The organism is Lysinibacillus sphaericus (genome assembly GCF_005217585.1).
Lineage (GTDB): Bacteria > Bacillota > Bacilli > Bacillales_A > Planococcaceae > Lysinibacillus > Lysinibacillus sphaericus.
Genome location: NZ_SZPT01000002.1, coordinates 1,224,080 through 1,242,779 on the forward strand (window position 1 = coordinate 1,224,080; position 18,700 = coordinate 1,242,779).

Consider the following 18,700-nt stretch of genomic DNA (forward strand, 5'->3'; position numbering starts at 1 on the left):
GGGTACCAATCCATAGAATAAAAGAAAATGATTGATTATCGGCATAAAAAAGCACCCAATGAAGCAAGATATGCTCCCAGGTGTAGGCATCTATATAAATGTCAACACAATTTTGTACACTTTCGCTTGCGTAAGCTTGTACAAAATCACTCGTTTTCTTTCGCTAAATGGTCCCTCATTCGATACGAGCTACCTACGACTTACAACCGTTGCGTGATGTAAAACAAGGTCTAGTATTGCATTTGCTAGCTTTGGTTCTTGGAAGACTTCATCCCATGATTTGAAATTCACGTTTGTTGTAAAAATCGTACTACGCTTTTCATAACGCATATCGATGAGCTGAAAAAAGAGCTTCGCGTCTTCTGATTCAATTGGTAAGTAACCAATCTCGTCAATAATCAATAACTTATACTTCGTATAATGCTTCAATCGGCTTTCTAATCGATTTTCGAGTTTTGCTCTCTTTAGATTCTGAATTAAATCATGGCACTTAATGAAATAAGTACTTGTTCTTTTCTTCGCAGCTGTAATCCCGATTGATGTGGCCAAGTGTGTTTTCCCAACACCACTCGGACCTAAAAAGACAATATTCTCATTTCCTCCAATAAAACGAAGTGTTAAAAAGTCTAAGATTTGTTGCTCATTAATGGACGGTTGAAAACTAAAATCAAAATCTTTTATCTCTTTTAAATGTGGAAATGCACCCACTTTCACCATCGCATGCATCATATTTTGTTCCCGCACATCAATCTCATAGGTCGTTAATTTAATCAATGTATCAACGAAAGACATTTGGTTATGCACACTGAAGTCAATGACTTCATTTACATGCCTTTGGCAAGCCAACGTACTACCTCCTTGTAAAAAGGCAAGCTCTGTTTTAGATGGCCAGTTGCTAATGGACTTTTTTATAAAATCTTGCGATAGATCATTAGCTTGCTATCAAAGTCTAAATGAAATTGCAGATTCGACAGGATTGACTTTATATCGTGTGCGCCAATTAATTAAAGCGCTTGATGAAGTGAAAATTATAAAGTACATAAAATGCAGTTATTATCTGCACCTAAAGGTGCTACTTCCACATTTGAACTAAATTTACAACACTACAATGAAAGAATGAGGTTGAAGTAAATGAGCATACAAACCGCTAATGAATATGTACCACATAGCTTCCCTACAATCGTAGAGGAACTGAACATATTAAAAGAGTTTATTGAGGATTTAAACCTTTTAGAAGAATGGAGACTATACAAATCCATCGTACGAGAACAACAACAAATAGAAAGGCTGCGGGCTAACGGTATGCTTATAGATTTTTAATAGTAGTAACTTGTAAAGGGAGCATTTTCAAATAATAGCTTATCTCTTGTTGAAAACTTAACAATCTTCCAACAAATGAGACTAGAATTACAGCCAAAACTAGTAGAACGTGCAAATGATACTATGAAAGCCTTCTGTCAACAGAATTATAAAAATTATTTAAATGTCATTTCTAAATTAGAATTAGATAGCAAAAATGGTGACAGCATTATTATCATTAAGACTAAAATTTGAGAGCAAAATATTTTATATTCTAAATTTTTATAGAGGAAATCAATTTACACTTAATAATTATGAATTTTTCACATTATGATATAATAACACAACATTGAAATAGCCTGTAGTTATGACAATGAAAAGTCGAAATATACAGTATACGTGACAGGTACTCTCCGATATACCTATACGAGCGCATAATTACGCTGATTAATTTAACTTTCAACACTCAGTTGATAAATCTTGAAATTTTAATCGTCCCACTTCTTTTTCAATTCCTCATACCACTAAGCGTGTTCTGCATTTCTTATTTCTGATTGATTAATTATTTCTTCCGTTTCAGGGTCTTTAGTGAATGCTATAAATGTGACATAAGCAAACATAACAAATAATCAGAGCAAATACATATAATGCTATTGTAAAAGTTTGGACGACATTATTTTTGGTAACTTTTAGTACAGTCGCTTGCATCAGAAGTGGTCTTGTACAAAAGTTCTTCTTCTTTAGTTAATGGTCCAATTTTTTGATTAAAAACAGTCATAATTCTCATGTTCATGTGTCTATTGCGGTATTCTCTTTGGTCATCTGCGAACGAGTTAAACCAAGCGCGAAGTTCACAATCCTTTACCCATCTGTCGTACTGCTCATCAGTCATGGCATGTGGTCTTTCTGGTTTATTAATTGTAAGGATTCCCTGTTTTAGGGACTCCTCTTTGCTCACCCAATTTGCCCCAATCCTCGTCAACTACGTAATTAATTGTTGATTAAATTCCATTCTATCCACACGCTCCCTACACAATTAGTAATTACAAAGTTACTCATTTTTGTTGAATTCCTTAAAACCGAAAGGCGATAAGGTTTCAAAAGTTATGAAGTCCAATTTTATATATAATGGTAAATATGAAAAAAATTTATTATTCTCTCAGACGGTAAACAAACTCGGAGATTTCGATTTTGTCTACTGTCTTTTTATATCGAAGTAAATGGATTTATTAGCATTTGGTATTCTTCTGCTTAGTTACCGAATCATTTATTCAACTCCTTCAGTTTTAATGCAATTTGGTCTTTAACTGATTTATCACGCCCCTCATCAAGGATGCGATGAGGACAATTCTTCCTTTTTCCTTTACTGTTAATCCAATCATAATGCCATTTCAAACGATCTATGCCCCAACCATATTGTTTAAGTACATATGCAACGTATTCTATTGCATTTTTTTCAGCGTTAAAGTATCTAGGGCCACCTGATTTGCTGTAGCAGATCTCTATTCCAATAGATTTACGGTTTCCTGTACCATTTGGACCATCTCCGGCATGATAAACCATTCCAGTTAAAAGGGATGGCTTGTACAGCGTGCTTATCATCAATTGCAACGTGGTAGCTTACCGGATCAGGATTCCGGTGCATGAATGCTATTTCGTTAATTGCGGTCGCATCGTTATAAGTGTTATGAAGTGTAATATATTCTGGTACCATCCTGTATGGCGATTTAAGCTTATATAATGACTCTGGGATGAAATTATTGATAATAGTATATGACATATATCTTTCTCTCCTTATTTCTTTGATATATTTATAGCTATTAGACTTGGGTAGGTATAACTTCAAAATTTCCGAAGTGTTGGCTGTACCCCTTTATTATCTAAATTTAGTAAAGTTAAACATCGAAAAATTTTATCTCTTTTTCACCATTCTTTGATAAAAGAGGGACGCATGAAAACGGAACTGACCCCAATAGGTATAGACAAATAAAAAAAGCATCTTCGATTGAAATTCGGGTATAGATACTTAAATTTCAATTTGGAGGTGTTTTTTCTATGGGAACAAGAGTGAGTTATCCCTATGAAGTAAAAATGAAAGCGATTAAGATGCGATTAGCGGGTGTACCTGTCAAACAGATTCTATTGGAATTAAATATACGCCATAAAACACAGGTCGAAACATGGGTGCGTTGGTATAGAAATGGTGAAGTCAATCGTTTGAAACAACCTGTAGGCAAACAATATATCTTTAATAAGGGTCCTGAACCGGACAATGAACAAATGAAATTAGCATTGGAAAACCGTTATTTAAAGCAACAAATTGAGGTGCTAAAAAAGTACGCAGAATTGGAGAGGAAGTGGTTGGAGAAGTAGCAGTACAGTTAGTTGCGTCACTAAGAAGCATGATGTCTGTAAAGGACATTTGTAAACATTTTGGGATTGCACGATCTACCTACTATCGTTGGAAACAGGCATCAACCGATGCAAGGTCTCGTCAAGCAATAGAGAGACGTATTGGTGAACTCTGTCGTGCAAATAAATTTCGCTATGGCTACAGAAAAATTACAGCACTCTTACTTCAAGAAATGTGCGTCAATCATAAAGTGGTTCAACGTATCATGCAAAAATATGGTTGGCAATGTCGCGTGAAAGTGAAAAAACGGAAACGAACAGGACAACCTTATGCAATCGCAGCAAATTTATTAAATCGCGATTTTGAAGCCACCGCACCGTTACAGAAGCTCGTAACTGATATTACCTACTTGCCATTTGGTCAAAAACAGTTGTATCTTTCAAGTATTCAAGATTTATATAATGGTGAAATTATTGCCTATTCGATTGGAGACTGCCAAGATACTGATTTTGTGCTGGATACATTAGCTCAACTTCATCATTTGCCCGAAGGGTGTACGTTGCACAGTGACCAAGGGGCGGTATACACATCGTATGATTATCAACAGGCCGTAAAAGCAAAAGGCATTACCATGAGCATGTCCCGTAAAGGTACGCCCGCTGATAATGCCCCAATCGAATCGTTTCATTCTGTGTTAAAGTCTGAAACATTCTACTTAGACAATTTGAACAGTACTACGACGGCCATCGTAGAACAAACTGTCAAAGACTATATAAACTATTATAACAATAACCGAATTCAAACGAAACTAAACAACCAGTCGCCGGTTCAATACCGACAACTGGTTGGGTAATGCTTTTTTGTTTAGTGTCTTATATATCGGGGTCAGTACCAACCTTAAACAAGGATTTTTTTTAAAGGTTTATTTTTTAATAATGAATTCACTATTAAGACTTCATTACTTATCTATGCATTAGATGGGTATTAGCAGCTCTATAGTATCAGAACCACCAGTCTAACTGGTGGATTGCTCTAAGCGTGAAACGCTTTTGGGGTACTGGTCCAATTGGTGAACAACATGACCGGTGTTTTTAAATAATATATTATCTTTGTACATCTAATTGTTCTAATTTTACTTCTAAGACTCATAAGCTAATACTAATCAACTCTCAATAACGATAATTATGTGAAAACGAAAGTCCTCCAGTTAAACAATCTGGAGGACTTTTAATAGTCTAATAAATATACCGAATCCCACTAAGTAGGAAGTCACCTTATTTTTTTGCTCTTCTTCTCGATTGAGATAAGACTCTATTTTCCATAAAATTAACTGTTAAATATTCATAAAAAACCAGCTAGTTTCCTATCAGTATATAGTGACTTTACTAGAAACACTTCTATATTAAATTTACTTCATAGAAGCGATCTAGACCATGATAATATACAGGATTTGCATCATCAAACGGAACTACATAAGTATACACCGTTCCTAAGTCATCTCCAAAAAAACTTATAGCATCTTTGCCAATACGATGATTAACTATAAGATCATCATATTTTTTAAGTTTATCATTAGCAATTTTTTGGGCTATTATTACTTTGTGTGTAATATCATCAAAACTCATAAAAGTAGAAAAACCTGGCGCATTAAATGTCACTGCGTTTGATTCAACCCAAGGTAAATTTTCATCAATCAATTCGCTTTGTACATACTGTGCTAAGTACCCACCTAGTGAATGACCTGTAATATACAAATGACTCATCATTTCAGAATGAGTTTGTATTACTTTTCTAACATAATTAACAGCATCATTAATTTGTAAACCACCCATGTTTAACACTACTTGTGCGACATCTACTACAAAGTCCAACGCCTCATGTGAACCTCTAAAGGCAACTGTATAAGCATATTTTCCTACTGAAGTTCCTTTTCTATACAAATGTACATCAAAAGAAGTATTTGAATTGGTATCAACGTCGATTAACGTCCAGCCTCCTGGACTCTCAAAATCCGCTGGTAGATCTTCTTTCTTTTTATACGCATTTCTCGCCATTTCAACAAGCTGAAGTGTAAAGGGTAACTTATCAATTTCTGTTTTAGTAACACCATTATCTCGACCTGATTTAATATTATTATCTATTTCGATAGCACCACTACCTGATCCAACTTTAATCGTTGAAATTTGATCAAAAGCCCAGTTTTTTGGTAGCGGATATCCTAAATTCCCACTAAATCCTGTGGACATCCCACTAACAAAACTTGTCTTTGCATAACCTTTCTCTGAAACTTGAATACATACGCTTCGAGGCCCATAAACACCTACTTTATAAGATCCACCAAGTTGAACCATTTTCTTATTTATGGCATTGAAATGAGGAAGAATATTATCCGTAATATCTGTCCCATATGCATCAAAATCAACTGCAAAATAAATAGTAGTACCATCTTGGAATCCATAATCTTTTGCTGCATCGAATGCTGCTTTTGCATCCAATCCACCTTGTTTCGCATTAAAACTCGAAGCCTGTGCACCATAAGTTTGAAAAATTGGAAATACAGATAATCCGGCAGCAAAAATATTTTTCAATTCACCTGGTTGTAGTTTTTTATTTATACCACCTGTAACATTAGTAAGATAACGTCCTACAGTTTCATAACCAGCAGCCTTTAAAGCTTTGCCTCTCTCTAAAGTGACTTCCGTTATACAATCACAAGCCGTTCCTTTTCGACTTGGATCCCCCGTACTAACTAATGCTGATAACCAAGTTGACTTATTAGCAACACCATCAACAGGCAGTAGTGTGAATCCTTGGAATTCCTTAACTTTATTTACTATAAGCGCATTATATGTTGTTGAAAATGGACTAGAATCATATCCATTAAAGTATAACGCATACTGGAATAATGTAACAAATCTACCCGAACTACCTTCTTTTAGAATGGGTAATCCATCCTTTGTCGCAGGACCAATCGAGCCAGTTTGAGAAGCTGCAGGAATTCCCATTTCTGTTTGCAAGCCATACACTAAAGCTTTATTTGTACCTCGTTGATAATGACCATCTGTTGGTTGAACTCCAGCAGTTTTGTAATACTTATTATTTAAATCTTGTTGAATTTGTCTTATTTTTGCATCTCCACCTGGAGTGAGGCTATAAGCATCCATTGTTAAGAAAGCTTTAAAAACATAGTCATAAACTTTCCCATCTCTCACAGGTAATCCAGCATCGGTTTGTAAATTAATAACCCCTGCTTTTGTCCCCTCACCAAACGTTCCTGTAAATCCAGTTGGATTATATCCCTTGCAATACATTGCCCCCTGAAGGATCATTACAATATTTTTCGCTTGATCAGTATCTGGAACTTTTCCTAATTCAAGAATACCAAAACGATTATACGCACTAGCAGTTGTTGGACCAAAGCTATTGGCAGTATTAGTAATTCCTAATTCAAGTTGCAACGCTCGGGTTAAACCGTACACCGTTGGCCAACCCACTTTTCCATTTTCCGGCACCCTTTCGTTAAACCCTGGTAAGTGACTATACTCTTGATTAACCCATCTTTGAACTCTCAATACCATTTCATCCATTGTTATCTCTCCTTTTCCATTTTTATGAGCAGATTTGAGAGCAATTCACTTGTAATTTCTCCCTTCTCACCAAAATGAGCTTTAAACTCACCTTAGTGAAAGATCCGCTCACTACAATGAAATGTGTGGTAATTTATGCATTTTGTGACGACATGGGTGAAATATGTTTGTTACATACAGGAACATACATTCTATATTAATACTACTAAATTTGGGTTTCTTTCTATTTTGTTGCGATAATTATTAATAGATTGCGAAAAATTAAATAATTTAAAAAAGAAAAAAGCCTTCCACGAATGGAAAGGCTATATCCTACTTCTTAATTGTTCTTTCTTGTTTTAGTTTTAATTCATCTTTTATATCATCGACATCTAATGTTAAACGTTCGACACCAGTAGCTAGTCTTTCAAATTGCTTGGTAATATCATTGATAAAGTTAGTCAACGTGCTTTCACGCTTAATAAAAATTGCCAAGATTTTCGATAAATCCTGGTGTAGCTTTTAAATAAAGTTCGATTAGTTGCAAACGCTGATTTATACAGAAAGAAACTAACTGTTTTAAAACAAAGTTTAATCCAAACAGTTAGTTCTTTATTTATCTCGTGTTGTTTTTATAATAAAGATTGATTTCCAAAGTAAGTATGACAGTAGTTATTCCTTTCCATAAGCGTGTTTCTGCTTCTTTGACCGGAACTAGTTATTGGAATATGAGGGTGTTTAGTAGATATTAGAGAATAGTTTTAGTAAATGAAAATCCAAAAATGGAGCATCCTATTATTAGGACAGCCCCATTGCATTTAGTATTGAAGACTTTTCTTATCGGTTTTAATAACCGAAGACGCTATAATGACAAAACCTAACATTAATATAAAGATTAAATCGAGTAAACCTGTATGCATTGTGACACTAAACACTGTAATAACAAATGCATATGCAACGGTGTGAAAGCTTCGAATACCAGATCGTTTTACCTTATTATAGATGAGGGAAATTAAAGCACCGTATAATAGGAAGCCAATCGCTACTAATAAATAGCCTCCATCAAGGAATAGCTGACCAATAAATGTAGGCGTTGTGGTTCTTGATTCACGTGTAATAAACTTCCCTTTCTCCACACCTATCGAGTTGACAACCTTTGTAAAATTCTTCACAAAACGCCTCGTATGGTGTTTTCCAACCAAGGCATTTACTTGGTCGATTGTTGATGAAATGGAGTGCTTGATTCATGTCATCTAGTGTCACGTGATCGAAATTCGTTTTCTTAGGGAAGAACTCGCGCAGTAAGCCGTTGCCGTTTTCATTACTGCCACGCTGCCAAGCAGAATAAGCATCCGCAAAATAGACTTGGATGTTTAGTTCTTTTTCCAGCACATTGTAACAGCTAAATTCTTTTCCTCGATCGGTTGTTGCCGTTTGGATTGCTCCTTTGGGCAATTGTTGGTGTAACTTTTTGATGGCTGCTTCCATTGATTTTGCAGAACGGTCTGGCATCAAAATGCCTGTATACCAACGGGTTTTGCGCTCAATAAATGTAGCGACACAGCCCTTTGCTTGCCCACGTCCAGAAACTACTGTATCTAACTCCCAATGTCCAAAGGTGTCCCGTTTACGGACTTCTTTTGGCCGTTTTGAAATGGGCGTGCCGATATTGAATCGTCCTCTTGTTTCACGAGGTTTCTGGCGTTTTCCTTTTTGACGAAGTACCGTTAAAGGTAAATCTAATAAGCCGTTATACGTCCAACGGTAGATACTTTTAAAGCTCAGCTTTCCCGGATACAAGCGGCCGACAATCTATTCAGGTGACCATGTTTCCCCCAACTTCTCTTGAACAGGTTCTTTTAAAGCGGGTGTTAGTTTTAGCTTCGCACCACAGTTCGATTTATTTGCTTGATAGTGATTGTGTGCAACTTCAGCTGACCAATTTGTATAGCGTTTCAGCTCTCTAGAAATGGTGGAGGGACTACGTTTTAGCTGCCTTGCAATTTCTCGTTTGGAATAACCTAATTCAAGATAGGCCTCTATTTTAGCGCGTTCAAATATGGTAAGATGAGTATAGCTCATAACGATTCCTCCTCAAAATGTTGGTGTGGTAACTACATTTTATACGAGGTCGTTATGGGTTTCTTTTATTTTGTCTTAAAGGTGTTGCGCTTAATATTACAATTCATCATATAAATAAAAGAGCTTCATATGCAACTGACTTTTAGGGAAATCTGTAAACAAAGCCGTTCCAATTCCTCTGATGTGACTTGCACCAGTGACTATTGCTATAGAACCATCTAATTTGATACTCTCTCCCCCTCTTTAGCAAAACTTTAAATGTTATTTCGCGTTTCTTAATAAAAAAAACCTGCCCCGTTTGTTCAATAAGGAAAAAGAGCTGTCTGAACAGCTCATAGATCTTCTACTAAAGCCCCCGTTTCGCAAGTTTATAATCTTTACCTGTTGTATACATAAAAAGATTTATAAAAGTTGCTACTATCGCAATAAGACCTAATATTAACCACATAATTATGGCTCCTCCCTTTTCAATACAGACGTAAATTGTAGTTATATAGTTTCATAACCATATTTAGGCAACATATCGTAAAAGAATGTTATTTAATAATATGGCCCTTTAATGAAAACGAGCGCTGATCCTTGTTACAGAATCGCGCCCGATTGTGGAAGATTATAACCATAATTCTTGTTAAACTAAAGCAGCCCGTTAGTTGAAGAACTAATTTTACGCATAACTCCCTTATAATTGTTGTATGGTACTATATTATTCCGCATGTTCTTTCATTAATTTATCAAGTGCTTTACCATAAGCATCTTTGTTTTCCTTACTTAACTCATAAAGTGCGTTTTTCCAATTATCTCCATCTACACCTGATAAATGTGGAGTACTTTTTAGTACAGCTTCTTGCATATTCGGCTTATCCTCTTTACTAGCGTCTTTAATAAGCTTTATTGCTTTTCTTGCATCTGTTACCCCTACTTGTATGTCTTTGTGAATGTCTTTGTATTTATCAGGAACTTTTACATATTCCATATTGTCTAAAATCTTATCCATCTTGTTTGCTGTTTTTAAAATATCTTTTTCTTTGTCTTCCATAGCTTGCATCGAGTTTACTATTAATAAATCCTTCATGTATTGAAACTCTACTAATTGTTCACAAATATAATAGGGATACTGTTTCTCTGATATTACTGTTTTCATTGTTGATTTGCTTAACTGCTCAGTCTTAGGAGTAGACTCTTTATTTTCTACCGCACAACCTACTAATAATAGAATAGGTATTGCTAATGATACGAGTTTCGTTGCTTTCATTATATATCCTCCTTTTAGAAAGTATTGTAATTCTACATGAGTGTCTTGATTGAATGAAAGTTTTTTAAAAGTATTTACTGTATAAATCTTGTTTTAGCTTTCCGCTTAGTTGAGCGTATATCTTTGTAGTCTCACTCTTTTCATGACCCAGTAAACTTTGAATGACATCAATTGGTGCACCGTTATTAATCATATGCGTTGCATAGCTGTGTCGTAATTGATGCGGATGTATACTCTTTTTTATACTAGCACGATTTGATATGCGCTTCGTAATATATCTTAAATTATCACTGCTCATTCGCCTTTTCGGCCGTCTGTCCGTAATAAACAAACAAGGTTCTTTATCCTCTCGTTTATCTAAATACCTTTTTAACCAAGTAGAACAGCGGGTATTAAAGTACACCTCCCTTTCCTTATCACCTTTCCCTTGTACAATTACTGAATTCGATTGAAAATCGATATCTTCTCGATTTAATTTTACAATTTCACCAATACGGCAGCCAGTTGTATACATAAACTCAAATAGTGCTTTCTCCATCGTTGTTTGACAAGCTTCCCTTAGATGTTCTATCTCTAATTCTGAGAGAAATTTAGGAATCCTTTTACCTAATTTCAGCTCTTTTAATTTAGCTGCAGGATTTTTTAGAGTATAACCTTCTTCATGTGACCATCTAAATAATGATTTAACACAACGAATCCTATGTCCTAAACTGGAAGGCTTTAAGTGGTCTCCTGATCGTATTATATATTCCTTTAATCTATCTGTATTAAACTCGTTCATATCCAGAATTGCGCTCGATTGTAGAAGATTGTTTTTCAACTAAAACCCCTATAATAGTATAAAATTGTGGACGCATTTTTTCAAAATTATAATGAATCCCTAACTCCTCGAATAACTCTCTTGAAGCAGCTTGCTGATTTGTGTCGCCTGCAATAGCACTACCACCACAAGTAATATCCCAAAAGATTCGACTAACCTTTCTTAAAAGGCTGACGCTGTTGAATAAGCATTTCTCCTTTTGAATTAAATATACAAACGTGTACTACTAAATGAAACTCGTCTGAAACCATTTCATCTCTGCGAGTTATTTGTTTCGCTATTTTATTGCGATGTTTATCATATAAATCCCACTTTTCCATTGTTAAACTCCTTATGGATTTTTAGTGTAACTAGACTTTTATTATATCGCGAAATAAGTTAATAAAAGTAAAATATGAAAAAACTTAAATTCTAATTTTATATTTGTTAGTCTAAATTTTCCCAAGGCGTCATTTGGTAATATCTATTTAAGTTTTTATTCAACAATCTGGCCCGATTGTGAAATAAGAAAAGATCTTGCATATCAACACAGGCTCTTTTACTTTGTGTTTAAGTGCATAACCAATTTCGTTTTGGTTAGCTACCGCTTGCAACTCATTTACTTGTGCCTGATATTCTTTTTTTAAAGCGATTTCCCGCTCTTCAGCTTTTTGATATAAAACAAAACCACCCGCTGAACATAAAATGAGCATCCCCATAGAGCCCGCTAATGCTGCGCTGGCACCCTTTTTAGCGCCTTCAGTTAATTGAGTGCCAAGTTTAGTTGCAGTACCTGTAAATTTCTAGTTAAATCAGTCTTTTCTTTTGTCGATGAACTTGGTGTCTGCATAAGTAAATCTTCATTAATTGATACAGTATCAGTAGAATTAACCTCACCTGGTGGTTCATCATCGATGATTTCAAAATCGATATTCCCTGTACCAAATCTTTGAACATTCACGAATCTTGCAGGAGCAGCTAATTGTTCAAGCATTCTTTGCTGACTCATTGTTCGTTCATTAAAAATATCTAGTACATTACGAGCAACTAGTTGACTTAGGAAAGAATCTTGCTTATCTCGCATACATAAATAAACTACACGTAAATTGCTATCATAAACAGAGCGCCAAAATTCTATTAATTGAAGCATTTCTAAATCACGCTCTGCCGCTTCAGTAAGGTCAGAGGGTAAATATAGGTCATGAATAATCACCATAGAAGGCGAATTTAATTCAATAGTGTCGTTTAAATATTTTCTGTGATATACCTCATCTTCTATTATTTCAAGGCCACCTTTTGTAAGTAAACTTCGTATACCTTGAGAAAATGTAGGCTCGGTTATCGCAAGTAAAATTGACACTTGCATTCTCCTTCCGTGGGCATGAGTGCGTAAAAAACACAAAAACCCCAGTCTTATCAAATAAACGCATGAATCACATTAGCGCATTTAGCGCCGCGTTTTGATAAGACTGGGGTATTCACATTCTTTAATTATAAAGTTGTTTTAAGTAGTAAAGAGAAGGTAGGAAAGTCCTTTCCTTCTCTTTACTACTTAAGTTATATTCGCTCAATGTAGCAACCACACTACTTAAGAGCAATAATTTGAGAAAAGATAATAATCTTTACAAGAAAAATAGAAAGTAAATTTCAATATGAAACTTATTTTTATCTACAACAAATTTAGCATAGCTAACCATTTTCGTCAAACCATTTTTGGTAATCTCTTCATTATTTTTAAAAATATTACCAATATCCACTTAATCGTTTACAAGACAAAGAGCAACGGAGACTTAGATATAGGCTCATCGTTGCCCTTTGTAAATTCCCAAACAATTGTTGTAGCTTTGGAAATAAGATTGATTATAAAACATTCCTATCCATATCTAATAGCACTTCAAAAACCCCATTTTGAAAAAGAATTTCAAAATGGATTTACTCTTTTTAGATAAGTATGAGATCTTAATAAAAAAGTTTGATCATTTTTCTGCTATGATGTCCTAAAATCACTTATTTTAATGATTAATTTTCGCTTTGTATTTATTAAATTAAAGGAGGATTATTCTCAGATAATAAATCCAACTATAATTAATAATACTCCTAAATACAGTAACGTGGTTGGACCCATAAATAACTTGATACATTTTTCTAAATGATTTACCAGTTTATATCTTAATACTGAAGGTATTGAAATGTCCTTTAAACCCAAGATCTTTCAGACTAGTAATTTGACTACCGATAATCTCTTTATCATAATCATTCAAATACCAAATAACGTTTTCAGTGTTAATCCTCCTGAAAATTTCTTCCATATAAATAGCATCAACATCACTAAAAGAAAACCCATAAGAGTATATTTCATTTATATTTTCTGACTCAATTTGCTCGAAAAAAACCAAGTTATTTTCTAAAGCCACTTGAGTTTGTTTTCTAAGTTGGTTGTCGATTTCAGTTAGAGAACTTTCTGAACCAATATGACTTTGCATATAAGCTTCATAATAGTACTGAGTATTTCCATGTCCGAAGAAAATTTCTTCTCCTTGTCGTCCATGAATATGACAAATATTATCTTCGCTAATATCATAAACCTCTTGTAAAGTTTCAGTATAATTAAAAGTTAAAAAGAGGTCATCTTTAATAATTAGCTTCTCAAAGTCTAGTTTAGGTTCAACCGAATCTAAACTGATTGAGTTTACCCATTCTGAAAAATATCTTTGAATAGTTATCGTTGGAATAACTAGACCTGCAGCAATATCCCCATTCACATAGGACGTTTTAAATAGATCTACATCCCCATCTTTATCTAAAATATCATCTATATAATCAAAAGCTTCACTAAAATCAAGCTCCCCTAATGATTTTTCAATTTCATTCCACTCTCCATTGTATTCAATGCATTTATTTTTACTAGCTATATGCGCTGAATATTCTGCAGAGGTAATAAGAGAAAACAACATAGATAGCACCTCTACCTCATTATAAGTTGGTCCCCCATCTTTATCATGTATAGCCGTAAGAGTGACAAATTTATCCATGGTTATCTCGGGGTGTTTTTCTAGTAGATATTCTTTGAAATGTTCATATTTGGTTTTTAAACTATGGCTAACATCAAAGCCATTACCGATTATAAATAATTTAGTCATTTTTCACTCTCAACTTTTCATGTTTTCTAGTTCAACGATTTCTCAAACTCTTTTTATACAATTTTGATTTTAAGCTTTAAAATTTCAAACCTTTATGAATACTCTTTTATACTTAAACCTGGCAAACGAACAAACGAGGTTAACTATTGGTTTTCTCATTTTGTCCCCACCTATAAAATAATACTTCTTATATTTAATTCTATAAAGTTAATCGAGAACCTTCTTCAACAAAACTGTCCCTTTAATTCTTTATTTGTATAAAAACTTGTATAGCAAGTCTCTTATCGAATTAATCAGTACCTTTTGTTATTCCACAATCTTCCCCTTTAATGAAAACAAGCGCTAATCCTAATTACAAAATATTACTAATAGGGGTAGCACCATGTGTATTTTTAGTCAATTCCAATTAAGTAATTCAACCTAAAATTCTATTCCATATTTTTTTTAGTTGCGTAATCACCATAAAAGTAAGTGTCCCAAAAATCACCATATTCAGGAGTGGCAATTATTGTATATTTCCCATTTTCGTCAACTTCAAACAAAACTACACTATTATGTTCCCATCCCCCAAAATGTTTTGAGTCATCTACGAGCATATAGATACTGTATATACCCTTTGCTAATACTTCACTTTTCTGGAAGTCCTCAATTAATTCTTTGGCGTTTGGAATAGGGTGTTTATTTTCGTTAATGTCAAATTCAAAATAAAAATTCACCACTCCTAGTTGCGTTGCAAACCTGCCATGCTCACCATCAGGAATATTATTTCTTGGGTCACTTGGTATCAGTGTAGGTAAAAGTTTAACAGTATCTATCTTTTGTGTCGTTTTAAACTCGTCAAGTAGCTCTTGATAATTAGCTACACCTATCTCAATATTGTCGTAGGGAAATATTGAAACTGGGGCATTTCTTACTGGTGCATATTCATTAGGGTATTTCACTAAACCATATTTTGTTATTATCTGTTCAACTACTTGAACTACCTTTGGATGTTGCTCAATATATGCACCCTTGAATTGTGAAAGGTAAATATCGTCACCACTTTCTTTTTCTAAAATCTTCAAAGTATCTCTATCAATCATTAGGAACGGATAAGCACGATATGGCTGTTTCATTTCTATATAAGTTTGATGGTCAATCCCTTCAAACCAATTATTACTTGTCTGAATAACAGAAAACTCACCTTGTATTCCATAGTTTGTTTCTAAATATTCTTGTATTGGTTGATTCAGATCATCTTTAGAGAAACATCCACTAAGAATTAGGATTGATGTACTTGCTAAGATGACTTGAATCAATCTTTTAATACTCTTCATTTTCCAAACTCCATTTCTTGAATTTTAATAATATTATAACATTTTTAATTCAACTAAACTGCCACGTTGGCATAAGTACACTTCTTCACAATCTTAATGAAACAATTAATAAAGTCACTCCATAATCTGGCCCGATTATGGAATAAGAAAAGATCCTGCAACTCGCACAGGATCTTTAATCAATCTATATTTTAGGTAATCCAACCTTGTTATAAATAATCAATATTTTTATATATCTACAATTGTATTACATGTTCAACTTTAAGCGTTTTAGTTCGTAATTGGCACCAACCTTTTGTGGTGCTGCAAATGCATGCGTGACAGGTTCTCCTGTGTCAAACCATTCATCTATTAGTACCCATATAGTAAAAGGGAACTTGTGTAATCCGATTTCTTCTTGAATTACATTAGCAACCGTAACGCTAGAGCACGATATAACTACAATTTTTTCTCCATCGGCTCTTGATTCAGATACTGGAACATAACCATGTTTTTCGTATAGATTTCGATATAAATTTAATCAATCCTTTAAAAAGCCTAGGAAATTCTGCTTTAATTGAGCTCTTTCAAAAATCATCCATGCCCGACTATCATACTCCTCTGTGTCTTCTCCGACTTCCATAACAGCTAACGGCTTCTTATACCCACGTTGTTCACCTATTGTTGGATACCATTTCCATTTGCGAGCAATACTTTTCTCTGCAAAGCAACAACGAATTTCATTCATCGTCACAAAACGTTGAATGGTTGCATCGGCATTGCTATCAAGCCAAGCACCCGCATCCATGAAAAAGACGCCACTATATAGGTAGGACATAAGTAAGTAACCTGCAGGACCTAAGTTAATCGGTGCTGGGTTACGTAGGTTTAACCGTTCACCATTTTCATCTAACACAGAATCTAAATAACACTTATAACGTTGAACGAAACTTTTTTTCTTAGAAAATTTATATGAGCGCTAGTAGCTGAATAACTCATAACAGTACTTAAAAATCGACGCAGCTGTTCATCATTGGCACATACTGCGTCGCCAATAATTTTAAGCACTGTCAAACGTTCTTGCCGTAATTCTTCAGTCCAACTATACATTTCTCCTAATACAGCGTTCAGATTCACCAAAGGAGTGTAGTTTGCGGGAAGCCTTAACTCAGTGATGAAATTTTGATGATCCCATAAAGAATAAGCGCCATCCTTACGACTTGACCCTCTATATTAACAAATACCGCTCGATTTGTAGGGTTTTGTCCTGTTACGATCCCTTTATACGTGTGTTCTCATAATGTGCCTTCTTCATCGTATGTGAGAAGTTCTTGCCAAAATTGTCCGATTCGTTGTTCTTGAGCTCTCTTACCATTTAAAATCAACTTATTTTCGTCAATTAAAATTTGGTCTATTAAGAAGTGGGGAGGGCTACTTTGATAGCACCTCACTATCACAAATGATATGCTTACAAATGATAATGTAAATATGCACACTTTTGCTTGAATAACTATGTACAGAATTGATTTTCTTTTTCATACTAATCTAGAGGTGATTAGTATGTACATAGCGCTAAATGTTGAAATGGATTTTGAAATCAACAGTCTTTCAGATTTACCAAAATTTAAACAACTAATGGAGCGCTTGGTTAGTAAGTAAACGTCTACATTATTGTTGAAACACTCCCACTAGTTGAATATTTCAATAGCCTTAGTGATTTTTTCCCTTTCCAATCCTCTTTGTTAAGAGTGTAATGATAATGAATTTGGTCTTCAATTTCAATTTCTCCATTAAAACGAAATCCACATTTTTGAATAACTTTATTTGAGCCTAAATTGTGAGGTAGAACAACTGTATTAAGTAGCTCTACATCTGTATTCTCAAACAAATATTTTATCAATCCTTTTACTGCTGTTGTTGTGTATCCACGACAACTGTATTGCTTTGAAATTGCATAAACAACTTCTCGGTTTGGTTCACTTAGCTCTTCTTTAATACCTGTATTGCAGAAACCAATAAATTCTCCAGTTTCCTTCAATATAATTCCCAACTTCAAATAATTAGCACCACTAATATTAGGTACAGCTAACAAAAACTTTTTATTGTCTGGAATTTCATAATTCGTGACCCAGTTTGTTCGTTGTTCTTTTGTTGAACGCCAATCTGGCAGAAAATTATAAACTTCAGGTTGTGAAGTAAGCTCATAAATAGCATCAGCATCTTCAATTCTAAATTCTCTAAGCAATATGTCACCACAATCTATTGTAAATAAATTGTTCATATCTATCCCCCCTCTTCCTTTGCTAATATTCATTTTGCAAAAAAACAATTCCTTAAGTAACAATGTCTGCCCATACTTCCACTTCAGTTCATTAATCTAGATAAACTACGTCTGGGTATCAAAAATCAATTAGCTGGCTCCCTTACCTTTTATAAGAGTTGTTTAGATTATATCTGACTTACATCACTTGAAAAAACCTCAAACTTATTTCATAAAAGAAAATAAGCCAATGCGGCATAAAACTACATTGGCTTATTTTAAAAATTTGTTCTTTTTCTTTTTTCTTTTAATACAATTCTTTGAATACTTTTTGATGACAAATAATATTTTTCACACAAAGAAGCTATATTCAACCCCGATAGATAATCATTATATATATTAGAATTTCTTAGATCCAATTCTCCTCTGGTTGCAGTACTGGACCCCCAACTCTTTTTACTATCTTTTCTTCGTGGAATATAAATATATTCACCATCAACATATTTCTGTATTAACTCCACCAACTCAGTTGGAAGTATATGCTTTGCTTTTTTATAGCTCATTTTTGCACTCCTAATTTTAGTATTTCTTTTAGGAAGAGCAAAGGCTATTTTCAATTATTTTATTATGCAATAGCCTTTGCTATGCAAAAAT

18 protein-coding genes and 2 pseudogenes are annotated in these 18,700 nt (G+C 34.2%); 2 read left to right on the top strand and 18 right to left on the bottom strand.

The genetic code is table 11. From position 1 onward, the window contains the following. Positions 1-146 precede the first annotated feature (146 nt). Positions 147-846, bottom strand: a pseudogene (istB, locus tag FC748_RS11465) (IS21-like element helper ATPase IstB). A gap of 285 nt (positions 847-1,131) precedes the next feature. Between istB and FC748_RS11470 the strand changes: the two are divergent. After that, a complete protein-coding gene (locus tag FC748_RS11470) occupies positions 1,132-1,320 on the top strand; it encodes a hypothetical protein (RefSeq protein ID WP_108029579.1) in 189 nt (62 codons plus the stop codon). 652 nt (positions 1,321-1,972) lie between these two features. Here FC748_RS11470 and FC748_RS11475 read toward each other — a convergent pair. After that, entirely contained in the window at positions 1,973-2,257 is a 285-nt protein-coding gene (locus FC748_RS11475) for a hypothetical protein (protein WP_108029578.1), read from the bottom strand. A gap of 305 nt (positions 2,258-2,562) precedes the next feature. After that, positions 2,563-2,901 (bottom strand): peptidoglycan recognition protein family protein, encoded by a 339-nt coding sequence (locus FC748_RS11480; protein WP_238600125.1) that lies wholly within the window; start codon positions 2,899-2,901, stop codon positions 2,563-2,565. 453 nt (positions 2,902-3,354) lie between these two features. Here FC748_RS11480 and FC748_RS11485 point away from each other — a divergent pair. Then, a protein-coding gene (locus FC748_RS11485) for an IS3 family transposase (RefSeq protein ID WP_108029577.1) occupies positions 3,355-4,505 on the top strand; the annotation gives its coding sequence in 2 pieces (ribosomal slippage) (positions 3,355-3,628 and positions 3,628-4,505; 1,152 coding nt in all). A 544-nt stretch (positions 4,506-5,049) separates the two neighbouring features. Here the strand turns inward: FC748_RS11485 and FC748_RS11490 are convergent. The 15 genes and pseudogenes from FC748_RS11490 to FC748_RS11550 all read right to left on the bottom strand — a co-directional run bounded on the left by FC748_RS11490 (position 5,050) and on the right by FC748_RS11550 (position 18,609). Next, the gene (locus tag FC748_RS11490; protein ID WP_108029576.1) at positions 5,050-7,239 is read right to left on the bottom strand and encodes a glycoside hydrolase domain-containing protein; all 2,190 of its coding nucleotides are present in this window, start codon (positions 7,237-7,239) and stop codon (positions 5,050-5,052) included. Between the two features lie 312 nt (positions 7,240-7,551). After that, on the bottom strand, positions 7,552-7,713 hold the full coding sequence (locus tag FC748_RS22085; RefSeq protein ID WP_167492674.1) for a hypothetical protein: 162 nt from the start codon (positions 7,711-7,713) through the stop codon (positions 7,552-7,554). Between the two features lie 323 nt (positions 7,714-8,036). Continuing rightward, positions 8,037-8,390: a hypothetical protein gene (locus FC748_RS11495; protein ID WP_167492675.1), complete on the bottom strand. Its 354-nt coding sequence runs from the start codon at positions 8,388-8,390 to the stop codon at positions 8,037-8,039. After that, positions 8,326-9,300, bottom strand: a pseudogene (locus tag FC748_RS11500) (IS30 family transposase). Before FC748_RS11500 ends, FC748_RS11495 begins: the two are co-directional and overlap by 65 nt. A 703-nt stretch (positions 9,301-10,003) precedes the next feature. Continuing rightward, positions 10,004-10,552 carry a hypothetical protein gene (locus FC748_RS11505; protein ID WP_108029574.1) on the bottom strand — a complete coding sequence of 183 codons (549 nt, stop codon included), beginning with the start codon at positions 10,550-10,552 and terminating at the stop codon, positions 10,004-10,006. Positions 10,553-10,616: 64 nt separating this feature from the next. Further along, positions 10,617-11,333 carry a tyrosine-type recombinase/integrase gene (locus FC748_RS11510; protein WP_108029697.1) on the bottom strand — a complete coding sequence of 239 codons (717 nt, stop codon included), beginning with the start codon at positions 11,331-11,333 and terminating at the stop codon, positions 10,617-10,619. Then, on the bottom strand, positions 11,320-11,577 hold the full coding sequence (locus FC748_RS22325; RefSeq protein ID WP_341867448.1) for an NUDIX hydrolase: 258 nt from the start codon (positions 11,575-11,577) through the stop codon (positions 11,320-11,322). Before FC748_RS22325 ends, FC748_RS11510 begins: the two co-directional genes overlap by 14 nt. Next, positions 11,525-11,692, bottom strand: coding sequence for an NUDIX hydrolase (locus FC748_RS22330; protein ID WP_238600112.1), 168 nt, complete (start codon positions 11,690-11,692; stop codon positions 11,525-11,527). The genes FC748_RS22325 and FC748_RS22330 overlap by 53 nt, the downstream gene beginning before the upstream one ends. A gap of 159 nt (positions 11,693-11,851) precedes the next feature. Further along, positions 11,852-12,070 carry a hypothetical protein gene (locus FC748_RS11520; protein ID WP_108029573.1) on the bottom strand — a complete coding sequence of 73 codons (219 nt, stop codon included), beginning with the start codon at positions 12,068-12,070 and terminating at the stop codon, positions 11,852-11,854. A 44-nt stretch (positions 12,071-12,114) separates the two neighbouring features. After that, on the bottom strand, positions 12,115-12,717 hold the full coding sequence (locus FC748_RS11525) for a hypothetical protein (RefSeq protein ID WP_137102305.1): 603 nt from the start codon (positions 12,715-12,717) through the stop codon (positions 12,115-12,117). Positions 12,718-13,513: 796 nt separating this feature from the next. Beyond that, a complete protein-coding gene (locus FC748_RS11530; RefSeq protein ID WP_108029570.1) occupies positions 13,514-14,491 on the bottom strand; it encodes a bacteriophage abortive infection AbiH family protein in 978 nt (325 codons plus the stop codon). Between the two features lie 428 nt (positions 14,492-14,919). Continuing rightward, positions 14,920-15,807 (bottom strand): hypothetical protein, encoded by an 888-nt coding sequence (locus FC748_RS11535; protein ID WP_108029569.1) that lies wholly within the window; start codon positions 15,805-15,807, stop codon positions 14,920-14,922. 520 nt (positions 15,808-16,327) lie between these two features. Further along, entirely contained in the window at positions 16,328-16,702 is a 375-nt protein-coding gene (locus FC748_RS11540; protein ID WP_108029568.1) for a hypothetical protein, read from the bottom strand. Between the two features lie 747 nt (positions 16,703-17,449). After that, complete coding sequence (locus FC748_RS11545; RefSeq protein ID WP_108029566.1) at positions 17,450-18,067, bottom strand: GNAT family N-acetyltransferase; 618 nt, start codon at positions 18,065-18,067, stop codon at positions 17,450-17,452. A gap of 257 nt (positions 18,068-18,324) precedes the next feature. After that, the gene (locus FC748_RS11550) at positions 18,325-18,609 is read right to left on the bottom strand and encodes a CD3324 family protein (protein WP_107894599.1); all 285 of its coding nucleotides are present in this window, start codon (positions 18,607-18,609) and stop codon (positions 18,325-18,327) included. Between the last annotated feature and the right edge of the window lie 91 nt (positions 18,610-18,700).